The following is a 19,064-nucleotide window of genomic DNA, read 5'->3' as shown; positions in this document are numbered from 1 at the left end:
AGATTAATCACCGCGTTACCACGTGGCGGGTCAGTCCTGTCACCGGTCAGCTGGAACAACGCTGTATCGTTTCTGACAGCGAAGATCCACATAGTCGGATTTCCTTTCACTGATTCAACGTCAGCATTTCGCTGCGCTGAACATCGTCTTGACACATGTCTGACGGCTTTGGTCGTTTTATTATTTCTTTAATAAAATTCCAGCGTCAGTTATGCATCAATAAAAGACACATAATCGATTTCACTCTGTTTATAAACTTTTTAATTAAAGGGAAATAAACGGCGGGAATTCTGCACGAAAATAATTAAATACCGATCACTGAAATAAGGTGAAGGGTTTCTGCTGTCTGAAAATAACAGACTGCGGTTTCATCTGCGCGTTATCCGGTGACAGGAGCATCACCATGACTGTACCGGTTTTTATCGTGACCTTGCTTTTCGTAACGGTTTTCACACCACAAAAACAACCCTGAAAAAGGGGAATGACAATGATTATGACGACTCAATCCGGAACCACACTGCTTGTCCATCTGGCAGGCGCCATCGCGCTGCTGCTGTGGGGTTCTCATATGATTTCAACCGCGCTGCAACGCGGATTTGGTACGCCGCTGCGTCACTGGATGGGGCGGCATCTCACTAACCGCTGGATGGCGCTGCTTGCTGGCGTCGGGATTACCGGCCTGTTGCAAAGCAGCACCGCGGTCAGCCTGATGGCGACTTCATTTACCGCCGCCGGAACGCTGAGCCTGGCACCGGCGCTGGCGGTTATGCTCGGCGCGAATGTCGGGTCGACGCTGGTGGTTCAGCTGATGAGTTTCAACACCGAAATTGCCGTTCCCTTGCTGATACTGAGCGGATTTGTGGTGTTTAAACTTCGTGACCATTCCGGTTTCGAAAGTGCGGGCTGCGCGCTGATAGGCCTCGGCCAGATGCTGCTGGCGCTCGGGATGCTCAGCGCCACGCTGGGACATATCGAAACCACGCCGGTATTTCATGCGGTGATGCAGGGGCTGGAAGGCGACACGCTGATTGCGCTGATGGTTGCCATTATTCTCACGCTGGTTTGTCACTCCAGCGTGGCGGTGATTTTGCTGATTGCCTCGCTTGCTGCCACTGGCGTGATGACACCGGTTACCGCGATGGTGCTGGTTCTGGGTGCCAATATCGGCGGGGCGCTGCCACCATTACTGAACGCGGGTTCTGCCGTGGCTCGCCGTCTGCCAGCTGGTAATTTGCTGGTGCGCGGTGCGGGATGCGTGGTGGCTCTGGCGCTGATGCCGCTGCTCGGCAAACTGGCCGCCGCTTTCGAACTGCCCACGCCGCAGCTGGTGGTGATGTTTCATACCGCGTTCAGCGCCGTTCTGGCCATTATTTTTATCGGGCTGACCGGTCCGCTGGCGCGCGCACTGGAGCGGTTTTTCCCGGAAGAACCGCGTCCGGCGGATCCAGGTATGCCGATGTATCTCGACGAAACGGGGCTGGATATCGCCTACATCGGGTTGTCCAATTCCGTGCGCGAATCACTGCGGGTTGCGGACATGCTGAACGTTATGCTCGACCGCCTGCGTGCGCTGTTTGCCGCTCCGGATCCGCTGAAAGCAGGCGAAATCAGGCAGGCCGATCAGTCACTCGACGGGCTGAGTGCGGCGATCCGCGCCTATCTGGCGGATATTGGGCAGGAAGGGCTGAGCGATTCAGATGCCGACCGGGCGCAGGAAATCCTGATGTTTGTCATTAATATCGAGCACGCAGGCGACATTCTTTCCAGCAGCCTGACGCAGCTGGCAACCCGTCGCGGACGCCGTGGCGAGCAGTTCAGCGCATTCGAGCTGCACAATATGGGCCTGCTGCACGCGGAAATCCTGGTGAGTCTGCGTCTGGCCATCACCGCATTTCTTGGCGAAGATCTGGCGGCAGCGCATCAGCTGGTGGCGCGTAAAGAGGTGGTACGTCAGATAGAGGCGACAGCCAGCCGCGAGCACTTCAGAAAGCTGCGTGACGATAAAAATGCCTGGGCGGAATCCGGTGATATTTTCCAGCGCGTGCTGCGTGATTACCGGCGTGTGCATCATCACATTGCCGCCGTCGCCTATCCGGTGATTGACCGTCTGAGCGATGACGAAATCGTAACTGATGAAAGCCGGGCAAACGCATGAGTGACATTGTCACCTTTATCGGGATTTTCTGAGAATACCCTGCACCGGCGGGCTTGTGGATAAATCTGATTATCCCGGCGGTGCGCTGATAAGAGACTATATTTGTTAATTCGAAATTGTTCATCGCGAAATAGCTTGTGGTGAAATAGTTCAGAGTGAAATAGCTCAGCGGTTAATAGTTAATCGCGAACAAGGTATCAGATACAACTATTACAAAATAAGAATACGCCCGAGGGTTTTCAGCGCATTGACGCGTTGTTTCGTAACTTATCAGCAGGAGAATGACCTTGACCTCAGAAATTCAGGAAAATACCACCGAAACACCGCTACTTCCGCACCCGGACAGTCAACAATACGCCTTCTTTTTCGATGTCGATGGCACCCTCGCCGAAATCCGCGATGAGCCCGATGCCGTGTCCATTCCGTCCGATGTCCGTCAGCATTTACAGGCGTTGTTTACCGCGTCCTCCGGCGCACTGGCGCTGATTTCAGGCCGTCCGGTTGAACAACTGGACCAGCTGGTTGCACCGTTAATTCTGCCAGCAGCCGGTGTTCACGGTGCAGAAATGCGTGACGGCGAAGGGCAGTTTCACCGCGTGACGTTACCGGCGCAGATGGCGAAAGACGTTGAACAGACGCTCGCTGCCGGTATGGAAAAGCTGCCAGGCACCTTACTGGAAGTGAAAGGGATGGCCTTCGCACTGCATTACCGTCAGGCCATGCTTCATCAGCAGCACGTGCTCGAACTGGCAGAATCTGTGGTAGCAAAACACCCGGAGCTGGTTCTTCAGCCGGGGAAGTGCGTAATTGAAATTAAGCCCCGCGGCAAAGACAAAGGCGCGGCGATTTATGATTTTATGCAACAACCGCCGTTTGCCGGACGCCTGCCGGTATTTGTCGGCGACGATCTGACCGATGAGAAAGGGTTTGAAGTCGTCAACGCGCTGAACGGAATTTCCGTAAAAGTCGGCGAAGGTTCCAGTCTGGCGAAATACCGTGTTAAACACGTTCGCGATGTTTATCAATGGCTGGATACGTTACAACGTCACGCCGCATTATCTTCATCTACTACTCATACAAACACACATACAAAGGAGTCACACTCATGAGCCGCCTGGTTGTTGTATCTAACCGTATCGCTATTCCTGACGGGTCGAAGTCCGCAGGCGGGCTGGCCGTTGGGATCCTTGACGCACTGAAAAACACCTCAGGTCTGTGGTTTGGCTGGAATGGCGAAATCAGCGAAATTTCCGGCGAAGATGACGAAGATGAGCTGAGTCTGGTTGAAGATGACGGCATCACGTACGCTTCTGTTCCGCTGGATCAGAACGATTACGACCTTTATTACTGCCAGTTCTCCAATGCCGTCCTCTGGCCCGCGCTTCATTACCGCATTGACTTAGTCGATTTCCAGCGTGAAGCCTGGGACGGCTACTGCCGCGTTAACGACCTGCTGGCAAGAAGATTGCAGCCGCTGATTAAAGAAGACGACATTCTGTGGATCCACGACTACCACCTGCTGCCGTTTGCTGCCGCATTACGCAAGCTGGGCGTGAAAAATCGCATCGGTTTCTTCCTGCATATTCCGTTCCCGACGCCGGAGATTTTCAATGCAGTGCCGACGCATGATGAGCTGATCAAAATGATGAGCGAATACGACCTGCTCGGTTTCCAGACCGAAAGCGATCGTCAGGCGTTTCTCGATAATCTGAGCCAGCTTACCGCGCTGGAACAAACCGGTTCCGGCACCCATCAGGCTTTCGGTAATACTTTTGCCACCGGCGTGTATCCGATCAGTATTGCGCCAGAAAGTATTAAAGAGATGGCGGAAGGGCCGCTGCCGCCAAAAATGGCCGCCATTGAACGTGAACTGCGTGAAGCGCAGAATATTATTTCCTGCGAGCGCCTCGATTACACCAAAGGGCTGCCGGAGCGTTTTCTGGCCTTTGAAGCGTTGCTGGAAAAATTCCCGCAGCATCGCGGCAAAGTGCGTTATACCCAGATTGCGCCGACGTCGCGTGGCGATGTGCAGGCCTATCAGGAACTGCGTCATCAGCTGGAAACCGAAGTCGGACGCATCAACGGTAAATACGGCAGCATGAATCAGACGCCGCTGTTCTATCTCAACCAGCATTTTCAGCGCAGTCTGCTGATGAAATTGTTCCGTCTGACCGACGTCGGGCTGGTGACGCCGCTGCGTGACGGCATGAATCTGGTGGCGAAAGAGTATGTCGCGGCGCAGGATCCGGCTGACCCCGGCGTACTGGTGCTTTCGCAATTTGCCGGCGCGGCGAATGAACTCACCTCGGCGCTGATTGTCAATCCTTATGACCGTGATGACGTGGCGTCGGCGCTGGATAAAGCCCTGACCATGCCGCTGGCCGAACGTCAGGCGCGATATAACGACATGATGGCCGTGCTGACTAAAAATGATATCGCAAACTGGGGTGACACCTATTTGCGAGATCTGAACAATCTGACATTGCACGGCGGCAAATAAAACGCTGTTGCAATCGTTCTCAAAATCCAAGTCCTCTAACCAAAAGGCTCGCTTATGCTAAATGAGAAATATCAGACGAAGGAGATCGCAGCACCGGAAGGCGAAGAGTTTCGTCTGAGCGAACTCGAGCCAATTGAGCTGATCCTTGACCGGATGATGGACGCCGAGCCGGAACCGGAGATGATCGAAGGTCTGCCGCCTTCCGATGCGCTGACGCCTGCCGACCGATATATGGAACTGTTCACCAGCGTCCAGTCCTCATCGCTTTTTGCCGACAGCAAAACGTTTCCTGACTGTCCGCCAAAAATGGATCCGCTGGATATCCTGCTGCGCTACCGCCGGATAAAAAACCATCCGGGCTTTAATCTGAAACGCTTTGTTGAGGCGCATTTCTGGCTGCCGGAACCGCACGGTGACGAATACGTGTCTGATCCGGGTGATTCGCTGAAAGAGCACATCGATAAACTCTGGCCGGTGCTGACGCGCCAGCCGGAAGACCATGTTTCCTGGTCGTCACTGCTGCCGCTACCGCAGGCTTACGTGGTGCCGGGGGGGCGTTTTGGCGAAACCTACTACTGGGATTCGTATTTCACCATGCTGGGACTGGCGGAAAGCGGGCGCAACGATTTGCTGCGCACCATGGCCGATAACTTTGCGTGGTTGATCGAGATTTACGGGCATATCCCTAACGGCAACCGCACCTATTATCTCAGCCGTTCGCAGCCGCCGGTCTTTGCGCTAATGGTCGAACTGTTTGAAGAGGATGGTGTGCGCGGTGCGCGTCGTTATCTTGATCATCTCAAAATGGAATATGAATTCTGGATGGATGGCGCGGATTCACTGGCACCCAATCAGGCTTATCGCCACGTGGTTTGTCTGCCGGATGGCACCTTGCTCAACCGTTACTGGGATGACAGGGACACGCCGCGTGATGAATCCTGGCGCGAAGATGTGGAAACCGCGAAACTCTCCAGTCGTCCGGCTAACGAAGTTTACCGCGATCTGCGCGCCGGTGCGGAATCAGGCTGGGATTATTCCTCGCGCTGGCTGCGTGATGGTCACCGGCTGGCCAGTATCCGCACCACGCAGTTTATTCCAATCGACCTCAACGCTTTTTTATTCAAACTGGAAAGCGCCATCGCCAATATTTCCGGCCTCAACAGTGACCGGGCGACCGAAGCGGAGTTCCGCCAGAAAGCTGAAACCCGCCGTGAAGCCATCAACCGCTATTTGTGGGATGAGACAGAAGGGTGCTTCCGCGATTACGACTGGCACCGTCAGCAGCTGGCACTGTTCTCAGCCGCCAGCGTGGTGCCGTTGTACGTCGGTCTGGCCACGCATCATCAGGCCGTTCGTATTGCTGACGCCGTGCAGACGCGCCTGCTGACCTCCGGCGGACTGATGACCACGGAATACGAAACCGGCGAACAGTGGGATAAACCTAACGGCTGGGCGCCGCTGCAATGGATGGCAATTCAGGGCTTCAAGCTGTATGGCAACGACGCACTCGGCGACCAGATTGCCCGCAGCTGGCTGAAAACGGTAAATCAGTTTTACCAACAGCATCATAAACTTATCGAGAAATATCACATTTCCGGCAATGCGTCGCGCGAAGGTGGCGGCGGGGAATACCCGCTTCAGGACGGCTTCGGCTGGACCAACGGCGTCGTCCGCCGCCTGATTGGTTTGTACGGCGAAAACTACGACTGATCCGCGATCCCATCACCACTGTGACCCTGCTCCACCAGCCAGTCTTCAGAGGCGTGGTGGAGCAGGTTGATGTTTTACCTGGTGGGCTCAGCGCTGGCCTGAAATATCCGTTAGAGGCTGGGATATTTGCCGTCATCATCCACCAGATCCACGGCGGTCAGATACCAGCGGTGCTGCTGATACACCAGACGGTACTCATACGTCGGCGTGTAGTATTGCTGCGGGAACTTCGTCACCACCACCGCTGCGCCACCTTTGATTTTCACCGACACGATTTTCTCTTTAGCCGGATCGTGCATCGGTTCAGAGCTGTAAGCGACAGGTTCGCCGACAAAATCGGGCAGGGTGTATTTCTTCAGCATCTCGCGGTAGGTTTTATCTGCCATCGCCATATTGTCAGCGGATGTCTGATCCGCTTTCGCCGCCATGGTCTGGTTATTCCAGCGCAAATAATCTGTCTGGAAGGCAACCACTACATCTGCCGGAGACGCCATCTCAGCCGCCTGCGCGGCACCAACTTTCAAACCCGGCCAGCACAAAAGCAGGCTAGTCAGTAAAGTCATGAAAATACGGAAACCGAAAGGAAGGATGCGCAAAATAAAGTCTCGCTGAGCAAAAGCATCAATGAAAGCATAATGATAGAGCAAAGCCTTGCTGCGGGAAACACAGCAAGGTGCAATTGAGCAGGCAATCTTATGATCCGGTTTCCCTGTACGCCGAACACCGATTTTAGCGTGTTTTTATTCCTGGCAATTCTTCGGAAAAACGCGCCGTAATGGCATCACGTTCATAGCCCTGACGCTCAGTCAGAATGTGGTAGAGATCGGGGCGACGTCCTGCCATCCAGCGCCTGCCGGTACTCATCGGAATAAGCGAAAGATCCAGTTCTGCACTCACCATCGCGTCTGCCGCCGCCCAGGTTTCTTCGACGATGCGGCCGTACGGGTCGATAATCATCGCGTTTCCTGTGCGGACTTCATCATCGTCTGCACCCACGCCATTGCTGAACAAAATAAACATGCCGTTATCGTGCGCCCGCGACGGCAGCCAGCGCATCAGCCACTCACGGCCACTGGCACCTTTAAAGGCTTCGGTGATTTCCTCCGGTCGTGTGGCGCGCTGCTCCCATAATTCCAGCGCAACGGGCTTCATGCCGTACGGACTGCGGGAATTTGTGCCACCGGTCTGATGCGGTGCCAGTAAAATATCTGCCCCCAGCAGTGCCGTTGCACGGGCGTTTTCCACCAGATTGTTATCCCAGCAGATAAGGATACCGACCTTCACGCCCCAGGGCGTATCAAACACAGTATAGGTATCGCCGCAACTGATGGAAGGATGTTCAAAGGCGTGCATTTTGCGGTGCGTATGCACTGAACCGTCCGGCATACAGGCGGCATAGGCGTTATAAAGACGACCGTCATCTCCCCGCTCGATAAAACCGGCACCAATCAGCATCTGATGTTTCACGGCCAGTTTGCGGATAAGGCGCACAGACGAACCAGTTTCGACGGATTCGGCCAGCGCCGCCACACCGTCGTTATCCAGTTTCGGCACATGCCAGTAGCCGGTGATACACATTTCCGGGAAAGCCAGAATTTGTACGTCGTTAATCGCCGCCTGCTGGATAAAACCCTCCATCATCATCAGATTATATTTTTTGTTTCCGGCCTGATGCTGAAACTGAACTACCGCCGTTTTAATCGATGCCGACATTGTCATTCTCCGTAACGTTAAGGTTTAGGGTTCACGCTGGTATTAAAGCAATGCGGCTGATAACTTTATAATGAAGTATTTTCTGGTTCTGATAACTAAACGGAATGCAAAATGAATACGCGTTTGCTCAAAGCTTTCGTCACGCTGGCGCAGGCAGGGAATTATGCAGCGGCGGCTGATACTCTTTCCATCTCGCAACCGGCGCTGACCAAGCAGATCAGTTTGCTGGAATCCCGCCTTAACGTGATGCTGTTTGATCGCGGACGCCATGGCACCACGCTTACGCCGGGAGGGCGACGACTTTTGCCCGAAGCGGAGAAGGTGCTGCGTCAGATGACGGCCTTTATGCAGCACGTCGGTCAGGTGGAAAAGGGCGGTCAAGGGTTACTGGCGGCGGGATTTGGCCTGTCGAGTTTTACCTTTGCGCCGCAATGCATCGCCAGGTTCAGGGCAGTATATCCCGGTGTGGATATCACGCTGGAAGATCTGCCTTCTGCCGTGCAATACGACATGTTGCAAAGCGGGGAATTACAGACTGGATTTGTGCGCGTGCCACCGGCTGCACCGTTGAGTTATCACACCTTGTTTGAAGATCAACTGGTGTGTGTGGTGCCCGCTGACGACGGAACGACGGTCGCAGGCTGGCTGAAACAGAAACCGCTGCTGCGTTTATACCCCGATCGCGGGCGGGGGCTGAACGCACAAACTGACCGCTTTCTGGATGAAAACCAGTTGCACACGCCTTTCGTACAGCAGTCCGAAGATATCCAGACGATTGTCGCGCTGGTTGTCGCCGGTGTTGGTGTCGCGCTGCTGCCCAATAGTGTCATGCATATTGCGCCGCCAGGACTGAAGACGCTGCCGCTGAGTGGCAAAGCCACCCGCTGGCAGGTCGGGATCGCATGGGATCCGCGCAGAGAGGATTTAATCCGCGATAATTTTGTGCGGATGGTGACTGAAATGACGGATGCTGGCTAAAACCCTCGAATCCTTCACTAGCCTTGATCAGTCTTTCTTCAGATAAAGCCCCGGACGGGTGATCACCCAGGTGTAATTGGGCTCGTTCACCGGCGTATAGCCAAACTTCTCATACAGCCAGGGTGCCGTTGAGGTAAACAGCGCCATTCTGCGCAGCCGGGCGGTGACCGGATGCGACTGAACACATTCAATCAGCCATGCTCCCAGATTTTTCCCCTGATATTCCTCTAACACATACACATCGCACAGATAGGCAAAGGTGGCGTAATCAGTAATGAAACGTGCGTAACCGATTTGTTTTTCATCGTCGAACAAGCTGAAATTGAGGCTGTTTTCCGCGCCATCGCGCACCGTTTGCTCGTCAATTCCCGGCGCCCAGCTCGAGCGGGTCAGATAGGCGTGGACGGCAGGAATATCCAGCTGGCTGATGTCGGTGGTTATCCGGTAGGCGTCTTTGCTCCAGTTGCAGACTTCTTTCACATTTGTCACAGAATCCTCACGAGTACGTTATAAAACGGGTTATTTTCAACCTTAGCGGTTATCTGGAAGAAATTCACGCCTGCGCCGCACTATAAAAAACAGGCTGGATGATGTATCCTGCATTGATTATTGGTATGCTGTATATAATTACAGTATAAGGAGCGAATCATGGCTGTTGAAACAAAGTTTGTTGTCGTCAGAAAAGGTGAAGAAAAAATGACATTTGCCAATAAGAAAGAAGCGGACGCTTACGACAAAATGCTCGATATGGCAGATGCTTTTACTGACTGGTTGTTGCAGAGCGAACTTGAGATCGATGAATCGCTGGCAGAAAACATTGCCCTTCGCCTGGCTGAGCAAAAAGATACCGTTCAGCACATCCTGCGCACCAGCAAGCTGCCGGAAGAAGAAGCTGCAAAAGAACCTGTCGCGCAGATTGAAGAACCGGCAGTGACTGAAGCTGAAACAGAAGAAGCAGCGGAAGAAAACACCGAAGAAACCGCAGCAGCGCCAGCTCCTAAAAAGACGCGTGCGGTTAAAGCGGCCTGAATCGCTTTCTGCTCTCCGTAAAAAAACCGGCTTATCAGGCCGGTTTTTTTGTTTTTTATAAGCGATATTTGAAAATAAAAATTTTCTGAAAGACGCTTATTTGTGTTGTTTCGCGAACTCTTCTTTAGCTTTCTTCAGTTGCTGCTGGAAAGCGTCGTTGGTGTGCAGCGTTGCTACAACCGCAGAACCGACGATACGCGCTGCATCCACATCACTCTGCCAGTGGTATCCGCAAATCACGCGGCTCTGGCCTAAATCATAGCCACGCTGCAGGATCTGATCCTGACGTTGCGGGTTGATTTCAGTCAGCACTAACGCCGTTGCCCAGCCAATAGACGTATGACCTGAAGGATAAGAGCCGTTCTTCGAAAGCTTATCCTGCTCGGTGGTGTTACAGGTCGGGACGCCGTAGAAGGCAAACGGGCGGATACGCATGTACTTCTCTTTCGCGCCACGCGTCGCCAGATCTCCGGCATCTTCAATCATATTGGTCAGCAGCTTGTGCAGTTCCGGCGTGTCTTTGGCGGTGATCGGTGATCCAAACGCACCGGAGAAGGCATTCGCCACACCGCCTCCGCTCAGGTTTGCATCTTCAGCAGCCTGCTTGCCGCGCTCGGTTGAACGCAGCAGACGGCCTTGCTCATACATCGCCTGGTCATTGAGGAACGCAATGCTGCCCACAGCCGGTGGCGGTGGCAGTAAAGTCAGGCTGTTGATGGCCTGGTCATTCTTTAAATAGTAGAGATCCGGTTTGGTGGTGGCATCGTTGCCGGTCAGGGCAAACGCATTAAATGATACAAGTCCCGCGAGGCAAAAAGTGGTGAGTCTTTTCATGTTAGCTTCCTTACGTGCAGCTATTTTATTTTCATTACGGAATCATTTCCGTAACATTTCCTAACATCGGGTAGTAAAACAAAATAGGTGACAGAAAGTTGGTATGAGATCTCAAAACGAGAAATTGATAGCGGGCGTGAATGTTTTACGGCTAAAAAATGGGCTTTTTAAGGGAAAGCTGTAATCAGCGGCGAAATTTGGTACAACATTTTCTCCGCCTATCCGTCTGTTCATCCGACACAGGGAGATTGCTATGCCAGATAAATTGTCCGCTCAATGCCATTGTGGTGCCGTCACGTTCAAGGTCGCACTGACCGACGGTTTTAACGGCGTGCTGCGCTGCAACTGTTCATTTTGCCGTATGCGCGGCGCGGTCGTCGCCACTGCCGGTGAAATTGACATCACGCAAGGCAAGGATAAGCTGACGGAATATCGCTTTAACAGCGGTGAGGCCGCGCATTTCTTCTGTTCGGTCTGCGGTATTTATACCTTCCATCAGCGTCGCTCCAATCCCGAATTTTATGGCGTCAATGTCGCCTGCATCGAAGGCGTATCGCCCTTCGATTTCTCTCCGATCCCGGTCAGTGATGGCATCAACCATCCGAAAGACGGCGGGAAGGGCGGCGTGGCGGGCTACGTTATTTATGAACCCAACATTTCTGAATCTGACTCCTGATAATGATTTCTGACGCATAAGGAAACGCAATGAATTCTGATACTGCCTACACACTGGCCACTGTCCCGGCACCGGTCACTTACCCTCAGGTGCCCACGCCGGTGTTGTCGGATGAAACCATGAAAGCCCGCCTGAACAACGTTCTGAGCGCCATGCAGCAACAAGGCTTATCGTCGCTGGTGATTTACGCCGATAAAGAACACGGCGGCAATTTTGAATACCTTTCTGGTTTTATCCCGCGTTTTGAAGAAGCTTTGCTGGTGGTAAGCAGTGACGGCGAACTGACCTACATAATGGGTAACGAGAATCTCAAACTGGTGCCGCATGCCCGCAACGGAGGAGCCTGTCTGCACGCGCCGGTGTTTTCCCTTCCCAATCAGCCGATGAAACATCATCAGCCGCTGCAAAATCTGCTGGCAACGGCTGGCGTGACAGCGTCACAAACCACCGGCGTCGCGGGCTGGAAATTGTTCCGTACCGATCCGCAAACAGATCCATACAGCTTTGATGTTCCGGCGTTTATTCTGGATGCTGTGCGCAATGCTGCCGGTGGAAAAGAGAATGTGGTGAATGCCACCGGCCTGTTTATCGCACCTGAAAATGGCGCACGCTGCATTAATAACGCCAATGAAGTCGCGTTTTATGAGTACGGCGCAAATCTGGCGTCATCCAGCCTGATGGCCGCACTGGACGCGATTGCTCCCGGAAAATCCGAGAAAGAAGTCGGTCAGTTGCTGGCAGGCGATGGTCAGCAGGGCAATGTCATCATGATTGCCGCAACCGGCGACCGGTTCGCTCACGCCAGTCTTTATCCCTCGGACAAAGTCATCCGTCACGGGGATAAATTTTCACTGACCGTCGGTTATAAAGGGGGGTTATCGAGTCGTGCCGCGTACGTCGTTGCCAGTGAGGAAGAGTTGCCGCAGGACGTCGCTGACTGGCTGCCGCGTCTGGCGATCCCTTATTATCATACGGTGGTCACCTGGCTGGAGAATTTGCATATCGGTATGCGCGGTGGCGATGTATACCGCCTGGTGGAAAAAACGCTTGAGCAGAAAACCTGGAACTGGCATCTCAATCCGGGGCATCTGGTGGCCGATGAGGAATGGCTGTGTTCGCCGGTTTACCCTGATTCGGCCGTGCCACTGGCGAGCGGAATGCTGTTCCAGATAGATATTATTCCCTCGCTGCCGGGTTACGGAGGCAGCAGCATTGAAGATACCGTTGCGCTGGCGGATGAAGCGTTGCGCCGCGAACTGGAAAGTCAGTATCCGCAGGTCTGGCAACGGATGGTGGCGCGCAAAAAATATCTGGCGGACGTGCTGAACATTCAAGTTTCTGACGATGTGATTTTGCTGTCGAACACCGTGGGTTATCTGCGCCCGTTCCTGCTCGATAAAACACGTGCGCTGGTGAAGGCGTAGAAGGTATAAAAGAAAAGGGAGGCAATTTTCCTCCCTTCAAAATGATGGCAAACATGAAAAGCTGAGCCATTGCCGTAACCGGTTATTTAATCTTTTTACCCTGACCATCCACAACCTGTTCACCGTCTTCTTTGGTAAACGCGCCACGTTGAGTATCAGGCAAAATGTCCAGCACCACTTCAGACGGGCGGCACAGTCGGGTTCCCAGCGGGGTCACCACGATCGGACGATTGATCAGAATGGGATGCTGCAACATAAAACTCATCAGCTGATCGCCGGTGAAGACATCCTCAGCCAGTCCGAGTTGCTCATAAGGCTCAACGTTCTTACGCAGCAACTGCCGCGGGGTAATATCCATATCTGCAAGCAACGTAGCCAGTTCCTCACGGGATGGCGGCGTTTCCAGATACAGAATAACGGTGGGTTCAGTGCCGCTGTTGCGGATCATTTCCAGCGTATTACGAGACGTACCGCATGCCGGGTTGTGATAGATAGTGATCAAGCTCATAGGATATCTCATTAGAAAGTGACTGATAGCCGCAACGCCAGCGCAGCAAGCGTGACGAACAGCACCGGAATAGTCATCACCATGCCCACCCGGAAGTAATATCCCCAGGTGATTTTGATATTTTTTTGCGACAGAACATGCAGCCACAACAATGTTGCCAGACTGCCAATGGGCGTGATTTTTGGCCCCAGATCGCTGCCGATCACATTGGCGTATATCAGCGCTTCTCTGATAACACCGGTCGCGGTACTGCCATCAACAGACAGCGCGCCGATAAGAACGGTAGGCATGTTGTTCATCACTGACGACAGGAAAGCCGTGAGGAAACCCGTTCCCAGAGTGGCGACCCACAACCCCTGATCTGAGAGATGATTTAACAGGGAGGAAAGATAGTGGGTCAGCCCGGCGTTGCGTAGCCCGTAGACCACCAGATACATTCCCAGCGAGAAGATAACGATTTGCCACGGCGCGCCACGCAACACTTTTCCAGTGTTAATGGCATGACCTCTCTTCGCAACAGCCAGCAGAAGCAGGGCACCCGCGGCAGCGACCAGGCTGACTGGCACCCCCAGCGGCTCCAGGGCAAAGAATCCCACCAGAAGCAAAACCAGAACCAGCCAGCCGGTTTTAAAGGTTCCGGCATCACGGATAGCGGCTTTCGGCTCTTTTAACAGCGTGACATCGTAAACAGCAGGAATGTCTTTGCGGAAAAACAGGTGGAGCATGAGCAGCGTTGTCGCAACAGACGCCAGATTGACCGGTACCATTACGGCGGCATATTCAGTAAATCCGAGATGAAAGAAATCCGCCGAGACGATATTGACCAGATTCGACACAATCAGCGGCAAGCTGGCCGTATCGGCAATAAACCCTGCGGCCATGACAAATGCTAACGTTGCCCGCTGACTGAATCCGAGTGCCAGCAGCATCGCAATGACGATGGGGGTCAGAATAAGCGCGGCACCGTCGTTAGCAAACAGTGCAGCGACCATCGCGCCCAGCAGGACAATCCAGGTAAAGAGCAACCGTCCCCGGCCATTGCCCCAGCGGGCGACATGCAGTGCGGCCCACTCAAAAAAACCTGACTCATCAAGCAACAGACTGATGATGATCACAGCAATAAAGGTTGCGGTCGCATTCCAGACAATCTGCCATACCACCGGAATATCGGCAGGGTGAACGACACCTGTCAGCAAAGCCAGACCGGCGCCCAGCGTAGCGCTCCAGCCAATTCCCAGTCCCCTTGGTTGCCAGATAACCAGAATGAGGGTGAATACAAAAATAGCACCAGCCAGTAACATCAGAAACCCCTGACACATTCACTATGGTGAATGTGAATGCATGTTTTAACAAGAAGTGGGCGATGTGTTGTCGAGCTTTTTGCGCACATTCTCTCTTTCACAATTCCACGCTGAATCAATAATGGCTGCAGCCCAGGCAGGCATATGGGGGGACAACCGGTAATGCACCCATTTTCCTTCCCGGCGATCGATAACCATCCCGGACTCTCGCAACATCGCCATGTGACGGGATATTTTCGGCTGAGATTCCGCCGTTGCTGCGCAAATATCACAGACACACAGCTCACCTGATTCGCGCAGAAGCATCACAATGGCCGAGCGGGTTTCATCGGAGAGCAGTTTAAAAAGCTGGACAGGCTGAAGCATGGAAAACCTCGGTTTGAAATACTCACATATATGCTATTTCATATGTATTAAGTTTTAAAGCATAACTTACGACACGGGGAAATTTTATAACGCAGTTACCTGCAATTGAACCAGATTGCTTTGATGGGGCGATTGCTGGCAGAAATGGGAGCAGAAGTGGAAATCTTTAATCCTTCCGGTTGCCTTTGCCGGATGATGCGCCGGATACCCATTCGAAAGTGCTCGAATCAAGGTTTAAGGAAAGGTGTACCGGCTTATCGGTGATATATTCATACAAATGAGTGCAGAACAATATACTTAACAACAATCTTTAAGAGGCGAATTAAATGTACAAGCTTGGATTTTTGCTGATTATTATCGCCATATCTGGCTGTATTGACCTCGGCCGGGTAGGGACGCACCCGACCCTAAAGACTGCTTACTTTGACGGTAAGCCACAAGACGTGTCGGATTGCCTATTCTTAGCCGCGCAAAAACAACGCCTGACGTTACTGGAAGATGAAACCGGTGCCGGTGGTTTACAACGATATAACTTAAAAGACGGGAATGATGAGGATGTCGCATGGATTGATTTATCTTCTGGCGGCAGGAGAAAAACCAGTGCTAATTTTTACTATGCTCCGCATGCACCCGAGATTACGGCTGCGATAAATTCGATGATCTCCCAATGTCGGCTTTTGTAGTTGAAGGCTGATTCAGTCTCGCAAAAATGCAAATGCATCAGACGCCAGTGGCATAAAGCATCCGCATCTCCTATCGATGTAAACCAACAGGCAGCACTTGGAGGCACGTCCTTCAAACTAAAAAGTGACATTATCAAATGGGACTTACAATTTGGTGCGCATAATCATGATTATGTTAAATTGAATGCATTGATCAATGCGTTCATCATTCATCCCCCATCCCCCCGTCGCATGTTGACTCATTCAGTATTGATTCTGTCATATTGGCTGGCACAATGCCCAATTCATAACTACCTTGAATAATCCGCATCCGGATTGTGTAAATCCAGTATAAATAACTGACAACCAAAGGCCTCCCTATGAGCGAAGTAAAAATTGTTGCCACACTGACCCCTTTGCCCGAATTCATCGAAACGGTAAGAGATGCCGCATTGGCAATGGTTTCTCCAACTCATCAAGAAGCAGGATGCCTGCAATATGATCTGCATGAAAGTCATGCTGTACCCGATGTGCGTAACCTCGAAAATAAAGGCAAAGTCTCATTCATCTTTATTGAACGCTGGAAGTCTGAAGAAGATTTGAAAAAACACGTGGCAATGCCTTACCACGACGATTTTCTCGATATCCTGAACGGTAAACTGGAAAGCCTGAACGTTCAGCGTCTGACTGAGCTGTAATAAGTCTCGCATCCTTCACATCCCCTGTACAAAAATCCGACGCATTGCCTGAACCAGGCATAAAAAAGGCAGCGCCGGAAATCCCGATGCTGCCCTGATAGTCTTTATCGCATCACATCAAAACGCATAATTCGCGCTGACCGAGACACTGCGCGGTTCGCCGTAAACGGCGTAATCACTGAGCCATGAGTAATAGGTGCGGTCAAACAGGTTGTTGATGTTGGCCTGAACCGACAACTGTTTTGTCACCTGATAACGGGTGAACAGATCGACAATCGCCGTGCTGCCCTGCGATACACGATGGGTCTCGCCGTCTGGCCCGGTTGCATCCTGGAAGGTGCGGTTTTGCCAGTTAACACCGCCGCCTACCGTCAGATCAGGCATCATCGGCAACTGGTAACGGCTGAACAGTTTCAGCTGTGTCTGTGGCATGTTGCTGTTCAGGCGGCTGCCGGTATCGTCTTTCGCCACATAACGCGTCGCACCGAAGGTCATTTGCAGATTGTCGGTGACAGCGCCGCTCAGCTCAAACTCTGCCCCTTTGCTCACTGTGCCATTTGCCGCGACGTACGCCTGCTCGCTGGAACCGTTGACATAATTGCTACCATCGGCCTGCGCGACATTATCCTGCTCAATACGGAACACCGCCAGCGAGGCGTTAAGACGACCGTCCATCCATGCCGATTTCAGGCCAGTTTCGTAGTTTTTACCCGTAGTCGGTGACAGATAATGGCCGTTGATATCGCGGTCTGTCTGCGGCTGGAAGATTGAGGTGTAGCTGGCGTAGGCCGACCAGGTGTCATTGATGTCATACACCAGCCCGCCGTATGGCGTTATGTTGTTCTTCTGCATGTTGCCGCTGCTGCCATTGCTGGTCCACTCGGTGTAACGCGCGCCGACGATCAGCGAAAGCGGATCAGCCAGCGAGAAGCGTGTGGCGAAATAGCCCGCTTTCTGACGAACCACATCGTCGGCGTTCAGGTACCAGTCGCCCCACTCCGGCTCGCTGACGCTGCCGTCCCAGCTGTTGCCAAAGCTGCCAATGGCGTCGCTGTCAATGGATCCATCCGCACTGTAAGTCTGGTTATGCTGGCGGCTGTAGCTGAGACCAGCAACCATCTGATGCTGACGACCAAACAGTTCAAACGGCCCGGTGGCATAGGTATCCACCGAATCCACTTTGCGCGTGCCACGGTCTTTACTGCCAAAACCGCTCAGCCCTTCACCAGTGGTGTGATCCGGGAAATCCATCAGATACAGCAGTTTATCATTAAAGGTTTGCTCGCCATGCGTGCCGTTAACCCGCCATGTCCAGCCGTTATCAAAATCGTGTTTCACGTTGGCGAACACTTTACGCGACTGAATGGCGTAATTTGTCCAGTCGGCGGAAGTATTGGTGCTGCGGTCGTAATGCGTACGCGAACCGTCCGTATACCAGGTCGGCAGGCCGCCCCAGGTCGGATTGCCGGTGTTGGTTTCCTGATAATCGTACCCCAGAGATACCGTGGTGTTGTCAGTAACATCGGCATCGATCACGCCGTAGAGGAATTTTTTACGCTTGTGATAACGATCCAGCCAGCTGTCCTGATCCTGATAGCCCGCCACGACCCGTCCGCGCACTGAACCTTCCTGATTCAGCGGGCCGGAAGCATCCAGCACATAACGCTGCTTGTTCCAGCTGCCATAACTGGCGCTGATATCGCCGGTAAATTCTTTGCTGTCGGCGTGTTTACGCACCATGTTCACCGACGCTGCCGGATTACCTGCGCCGGTCATCAGGCCGGTTGCGCCACGCACCACTTCGATACGGTCATAAATCGCCGTGTCTTCAGCTGCATCGCCAAAGTTCCAGGTGTCGCTGACGGACGAAGGAATATCGTCATAGGTGTAATTGTTGATGTAAAAGCCACGGGAGAAATAGGACACGCGTTCGCTGTCGATCACTTCCGTGGAGATGCCCGTGGTGTTGTCGAGCACATCGCCGACCGATTGCAGGTTCTGATCCTGCATACGCTGTCGGGTGATCACGCTGACCGACTGCGGAATATCGCGCGGGGTCAGGTTCATTTTGGTGCCGGCGGTCGTCGTTTTCACCGCATAATCCTGCGCGTCACTGCCGGCGACGGTCGGTGAGCCTTCGATCACCATATCCTGCGAGTCGCCAGATGTTGCGGCATTTGCCGTGCTGCTGGTTTCAGCCGCCCAGACGGGATTGATCGCCACAACAATAGCCAGCGCCAGTGATGAAACGGTAAAGACTTTTCTTATATCTGGTGCGCAAAACTCCGCGACTTTTCCCCTGCCAGTAAAAGACATAACGCATTCTCGTAGAATTTTTTGATGACGCGACGCTGTTTCTATTTTTTATTTTTACAAGAACAGATCGCAATGAGAACGGGAATAGTAATTATTAGCATTGGCATTGTCGCGAGAAGGTTCATTTTTATTGCGTAACAAATTATTAATTTGAGTTTAGGGAGAATGGGAAGTTTTGATGAAGGAATGCAGGC

18 protein-coding genes and 1 pseudogene are annotated in these 19,064 nt (G+C 52.8%); 11 read left to right on the top strand and 8 right to left on the bottom strand.

Going from position 1 to position 19,064, the window contains the following annotated elements; genetic code table 11:
• Positions 1 to 493 precede the first annotated feature (493 nt).
• From UC15_RS00705 to UC15_RS00690, 4 genes are all read left to right on the top strand, one after another.
• Positions 494 to 2,155, top strand: coding sequence for a Na/Pi cotransporter family protein (locus tag UC15_RS00705; protein WP_112286703.1), 1,662 nt, complete (start codon positions 494 to 496; stop codon positions 2,153 to 2,155).
• Between the two features lie 299 nt (positions 2,156 to 2,454).
• Positions 2,455 to 3,264 (top strand): trehalose-phosphatase, encoded by an 810-nt coding sequence (otsB, locus tag UC15_RS00700; protein ID WP_232829786.1) that lies wholly within the window; start codon positions 2,455 to 2,457, stop codon positions 3,262 to 3,264.
• A complete protein-coding gene (otsA, locus tag UC15_RS00695; protein WP_112286652.1) occupies positions 3,261 to 4,655 on the top strand; it encodes an alpha,alpha-trehalose-phosphate synthase in 1,395 nt (464 codons plus the stop codon). Before otsB ends, otsA begins: the two co-directional genes overlap by 4 nt.
• A 54-nt stretch (positions 4,656 to 4,709) precedes the next feature.
• Positions 4,710 to 6,365 (top strand): alpha,alpha-trehalase, encoded by a 1,656-nt coding sequence (locus UC15_RS00690; protein WP_112286651.1) that lies wholly within the window; start codon positions 4,710 to 4,712, stop codon positions 6,363 to 6,365.
• 110 nt (positions 6,366 to 6,475) lie between these two features.
• On the opposite strand, the gene UC15_RS00685 is transcribed toward UC15_RS00690, so the two are convergent.
• Both UC15_RS00685 and UC15_RS00680 read right to left on the bottom strand, forming a co-directional pair.
• The gene (locus tag UC15_RS00685; RefSeq protein WP_157960948.1) at positions 6,476 to 6,928 is read right to left on the bottom strand and encodes a hypothetical protein; all 453 of its coding nucleotides are present in this window, start codon (positions 6,926 to 6,928) and stop codon (positions 6,476 to 6,478) included.
• A gap of 166 nt (positions 6,929 to 7,094) precedes the next feature.
• Positions 7,095 to 8,084, bottom strand: coding sequence for a nitrilase family protein (locus UC15_RS00680; protein WP_112286649.1), 990 nt, complete (start codon positions 8,082 to 8,084; stop codon positions 7,095 to 7,097).
• Positions 8,085 to 8,189: 105 nt separating this feature from the next.
• Here UC15_RS00680 and UC15_RS00675 point away from each other — a divergent pair, with 105 nt between their 5' ends.
• Entirely contained in the window at positions 8,190 to 9,056 is an 867-nt protein-coding gene (locus UC15_RS00675) for a LysR family transcriptional regulator (protein WP_112286648.1), read from the top strand.
• Between the two features lie 27 nt (positions 9,057 to 9,083).
• On the opposite strand, the gene UC15_RS00670 is transcribed toward UC15_RS00675, so the two are convergent.
• A complete protein-coding gene (locus UC15_RS00670) occupies positions 9,084 to 9,545 on the bottom strand; it encodes a GNAT family N-acetyltransferase (RefSeq protein ID WP_112286647.1) in 462 nt (153 codons plus the stop codon).
• A gap of 159 nt (positions 9,546 to 9,704) precedes the next feature.
• Here UC15_RS00670 and UC15_RS00665 point away from each other — a divergent pair, with 159 nt between their 5' ends.
• The gene (locus UC15_RS00665) at positions 9,705 to 10,085 is read left to right on the top strand and encodes a YebG family protein (protein ID WP_112286646.1); all 381 of its coding nucleotides are present in this window, start codon (positions 9,705 to 9,707) and stop codon (positions 10,083 to 10,085) included.
• 96 nt (positions 10,086 to 10,181) lie between these two features.
• Here UC15_RS00665 and phoC read toward each other — a convergent pair whose 3' ends face one another.
• The gene (gene phoC / locus UC15_RS00660) at positions 10,182 to 10,919 is read right to left on the bottom strand and encodes an acid phosphatase PhoC (RefSeq protein ID WP_112286645.1); all 738 of its coding nucleotides are present in this window, start codon (positions 10,917 to 10,919) and stop codon (positions 10,182 to 10,184) included.
• Between the two features lie 253 nt (positions 10,920 to 11,172).
• Here phoC and UC15_RS00655 point away from each other — a divergent pair, with 253 nt between their 5' ends.
• Complete coding sequence (locus UC15_RS00655; RefSeq protein WP_112286644.1) at positions 11,173 to 11,595, top strand: GFA family protein; 423 nt, start codon at positions 11,173 to 11,175, stop codon at positions 11,593 to 11,595.
• A 29-nt stretch (positions 11,596 to 11,624) separates the two neighbouring features.
• Entirely contained in the window at positions 11,625 to 13,019 is a 1,395-nt protein-coding gene (locus UC15_RS00650) for a Xaa-Pro peptidase family protein (RefSeq protein WP_112286643.1), read from the top strand.
• Between the two features lie 82 nt (positions 13,020 to 13,101).
• Here the strand turns inward: UC15_RS00650 and arsC are convergent, their stop codons facing one another.
• From arsC to UC15_RS00635, 3 genes are read right to left on the bottom strand one after another with little or no spacing between them, the layout of a single operon-like run.
• Positions 13,102 to 13,527, bottom strand: coding sequence for a glutaredoxin-dependent arsenate reductase (gene arsC, locus UC15_RS00645; protein ID WP_112286642.1), 426 nt, complete (start codon positions 13,525 to 13,527; stop codon positions 13,102 to 13,104).
• An 11-nt stretch (positions 13,528 to 13,538) separates the two neighbouring features.
• Positions 13,539 to 14,828: an arsenic transporter gene (locus UC15_RS00640; protein ID WP_112286641.1), complete on the bottom strand. Its 1,290-nt coding sequence runs from the start codon at positions 14,826 to 14,828 to the stop codon at positions 13,539 to 13,541.
• A gap of 45 nt (positions 14,829 to 14,873) precedes the next feature.
• Positions 14,874 to 15,194, bottom strand: coding sequence for a metalloregulator ArsR/SmtB family transcription factor (locus UC15_RS00635; protein WP_112286640.1), 321 nt, complete (start codon positions 15,192 to 15,194; stop codon positions 14,874 to 14,876).
• 123 nt (positions 15,195 to 15,317) lie between these two features.
• Here UC15_RS00635 and UC15_RS25830 point away from each other — a divergent pair.
• The 3 genes and pseudogenes from UC15_RS25830 to UC15_RS00620 all read left to right on the top strand — a co-directional run.
• A pseudogene (locus tag UC15_RS25830) lies at positions 15,318 to 15,451 on the top strand (arsenical resistance protein ArsH); the annotation flags it as partial.
• A 69-nt stretch (positions 15,452 to 15,520) separates the two neighbouring features.
• Positions 15,521 to 15,877, top strand: coding sequence for a hypothetical protein (locus UC15_RS00625; RefSeq protein ID WP_112286639.1), 357 nt, complete (start codon positions 15,521 to 15,523; stop codon positions 15,875 to 15,877).
• A gap of 359 nt (positions 15,878 to 16,236) precedes the next feature.
• Positions 16,237 to 16,554 carry a putative quinol monooxygenase gene (locus tag UC15_RS00620; protein WP_112286638.1) on the top strand — a complete coding sequence of 106 codons (318 nt, stop codon included), beginning with the start codon at positions 16,237 to 16,239 and terminating at the stop codon, positions 16,552 to 16,554.
• A gap of 117 nt (positions 16,555 to 16,671) precedes the next feature.
• Here UC15_RS00620 and fhuE read toward each other — a convergent pair whose 3' ends face one another.
• Entirely contained in the window at positions 16,672 to 18,870 is a 2,199-nt protein-coding gene (gene fhuE / locus UC15_RS00615) for a ferric-rhodotorulic acid/ferric-coprogen receptor FhuE (protein WP_112286637.1), read from the bottom strand.
• Positions 18,871 to 19,064 lie beyond the last annotated feature (194 nt).

Source organism: Rahnella sp. AN3-3W3, from assembly GCF_003263545.1.
GTDB classification, from domain to species: domain Bacteria; phylum Pseudomonadota; class Gammaproteobacteria; order Enterobacterales; family Enterobacteriaceae; genus Rahnella; species Rahnella variigena.
This window is presented reverse-complemented; position numbering and strand designations above follow the sequence as displayed.

Excerpts from the sequence above, each read along its gene's own strand:
- UC15_RS00705 (WP_112286703.1), top strand. The coding sequence starts at position 494 with ATGACGACTCAATCCGGAACCACACTGCTTGTCCATCTGGCAGGCGCC.
- otsA (WP_112286652.1), top strand. The coding sequence starts at position 3,261 with ATGAGCCGCCTGGTTGTTGTATCTAACCGTATCGCTATTCCTGACGGG.
- UC15_RS00690 (WP_112286651.1), top strand. The coding sequence starts at position 4,710 with ATGCTAAATGAGAAATATCAGACGAAGGAGATCGCAGCACCGGAAGGC.
- UC15_RS00685 (WP_157960948.1), bottom strand. The coding sequence starts at position 6,928 with ATGACTTTACTGACTAGCCTGCTTTTGTGCTGGCCGGGTTTGAAAGTT.
- UC15_RS00680 (WP_112286649.1), bottom strand. The coding sequence starts at position 8,084 with ATGACAATGTCGGCATCGATTAAAACGGCGGTAGTTCAGTTTCAGCAT.
- UC15_RS00675 (WP_112286648.1), top strand. The coding sequence starts at position 8,190 with ATGAATACGCGTTTGCTCAAAGCTTTCGTCACGCTGGCGCAGGCAGGG.
- UC15_RS00665 (WP_112286646.1), top strand. The coding sequence starts at position 9,705 with ATGGCTGTTGAAACAAAGTTTGTTGTCGTCAGAAAAGGTGAAGAAAAA.
- phoC (WP_112286645.1), bottom strand. The coding sequence starts at position 10,919 with ATGAAAAGACTCACCACTTTTTGCCTCGCGGGACTTGTATCATTTAAT.
- UC15_RS00655 (WP_112286644.1), top strand. The coding sequence starts at position 11,173 with ATGCCAGATAAATTGTCCGCTCAATGCCATTGTGGTGCCGTCACGTTC.
- UC15_RS00650 (WP_112286643.1), top strand. The coding sequence starts at position 11,625 with ATGAATTCTGATACTGCCTACACACTGGCCACTGTCCCGGCACCGGTC.
- arsC (WP_112286642.1), bottom strand. The coding sequence starts at position 13,527 with ATGAGCTTGATCACTATCTATCACAACCCGGCATGCGGTACGTCTCGT.
- UC15_RS00640 (WP_112286641.1), bottom strand. The coding sequence starts at position 14,828 with ATGTTACTGGCTGGTGCTATTTTTGTATTCACCCTCATTCTGGTTATC.
- UC15_RS00635 (WP_112286640.1), bottom strand. The coding sequence starts at position 15,194 with ATGCTTCAGCCTGTCCAGCTTTTTAAACTGCTCTCCGATGAAACCCGC.
- UC15_RS00625 (WP_112286639.1), top strand. The coding sequence starts at position 15,521 with ATGTACAAGCTTGGATTTTTGCTGATTATTATCGCCATATCTGGCTGT.
- UC15_RS00620 (WP_112286638.1), top strand. The coding sequence starts at position 16,237 with ATGAGCGAAGTAAAAATTGTTGCCACACTGACCCCTTTGCCCGAATTC.
- fhuE (WP_112286637.1), bottom strand. The coding sequence starts at position 18,870 with ATGTCTTTTACTGGCAGGGGAAAAGTCGCGGAGTTTTGCGCACCAGAT.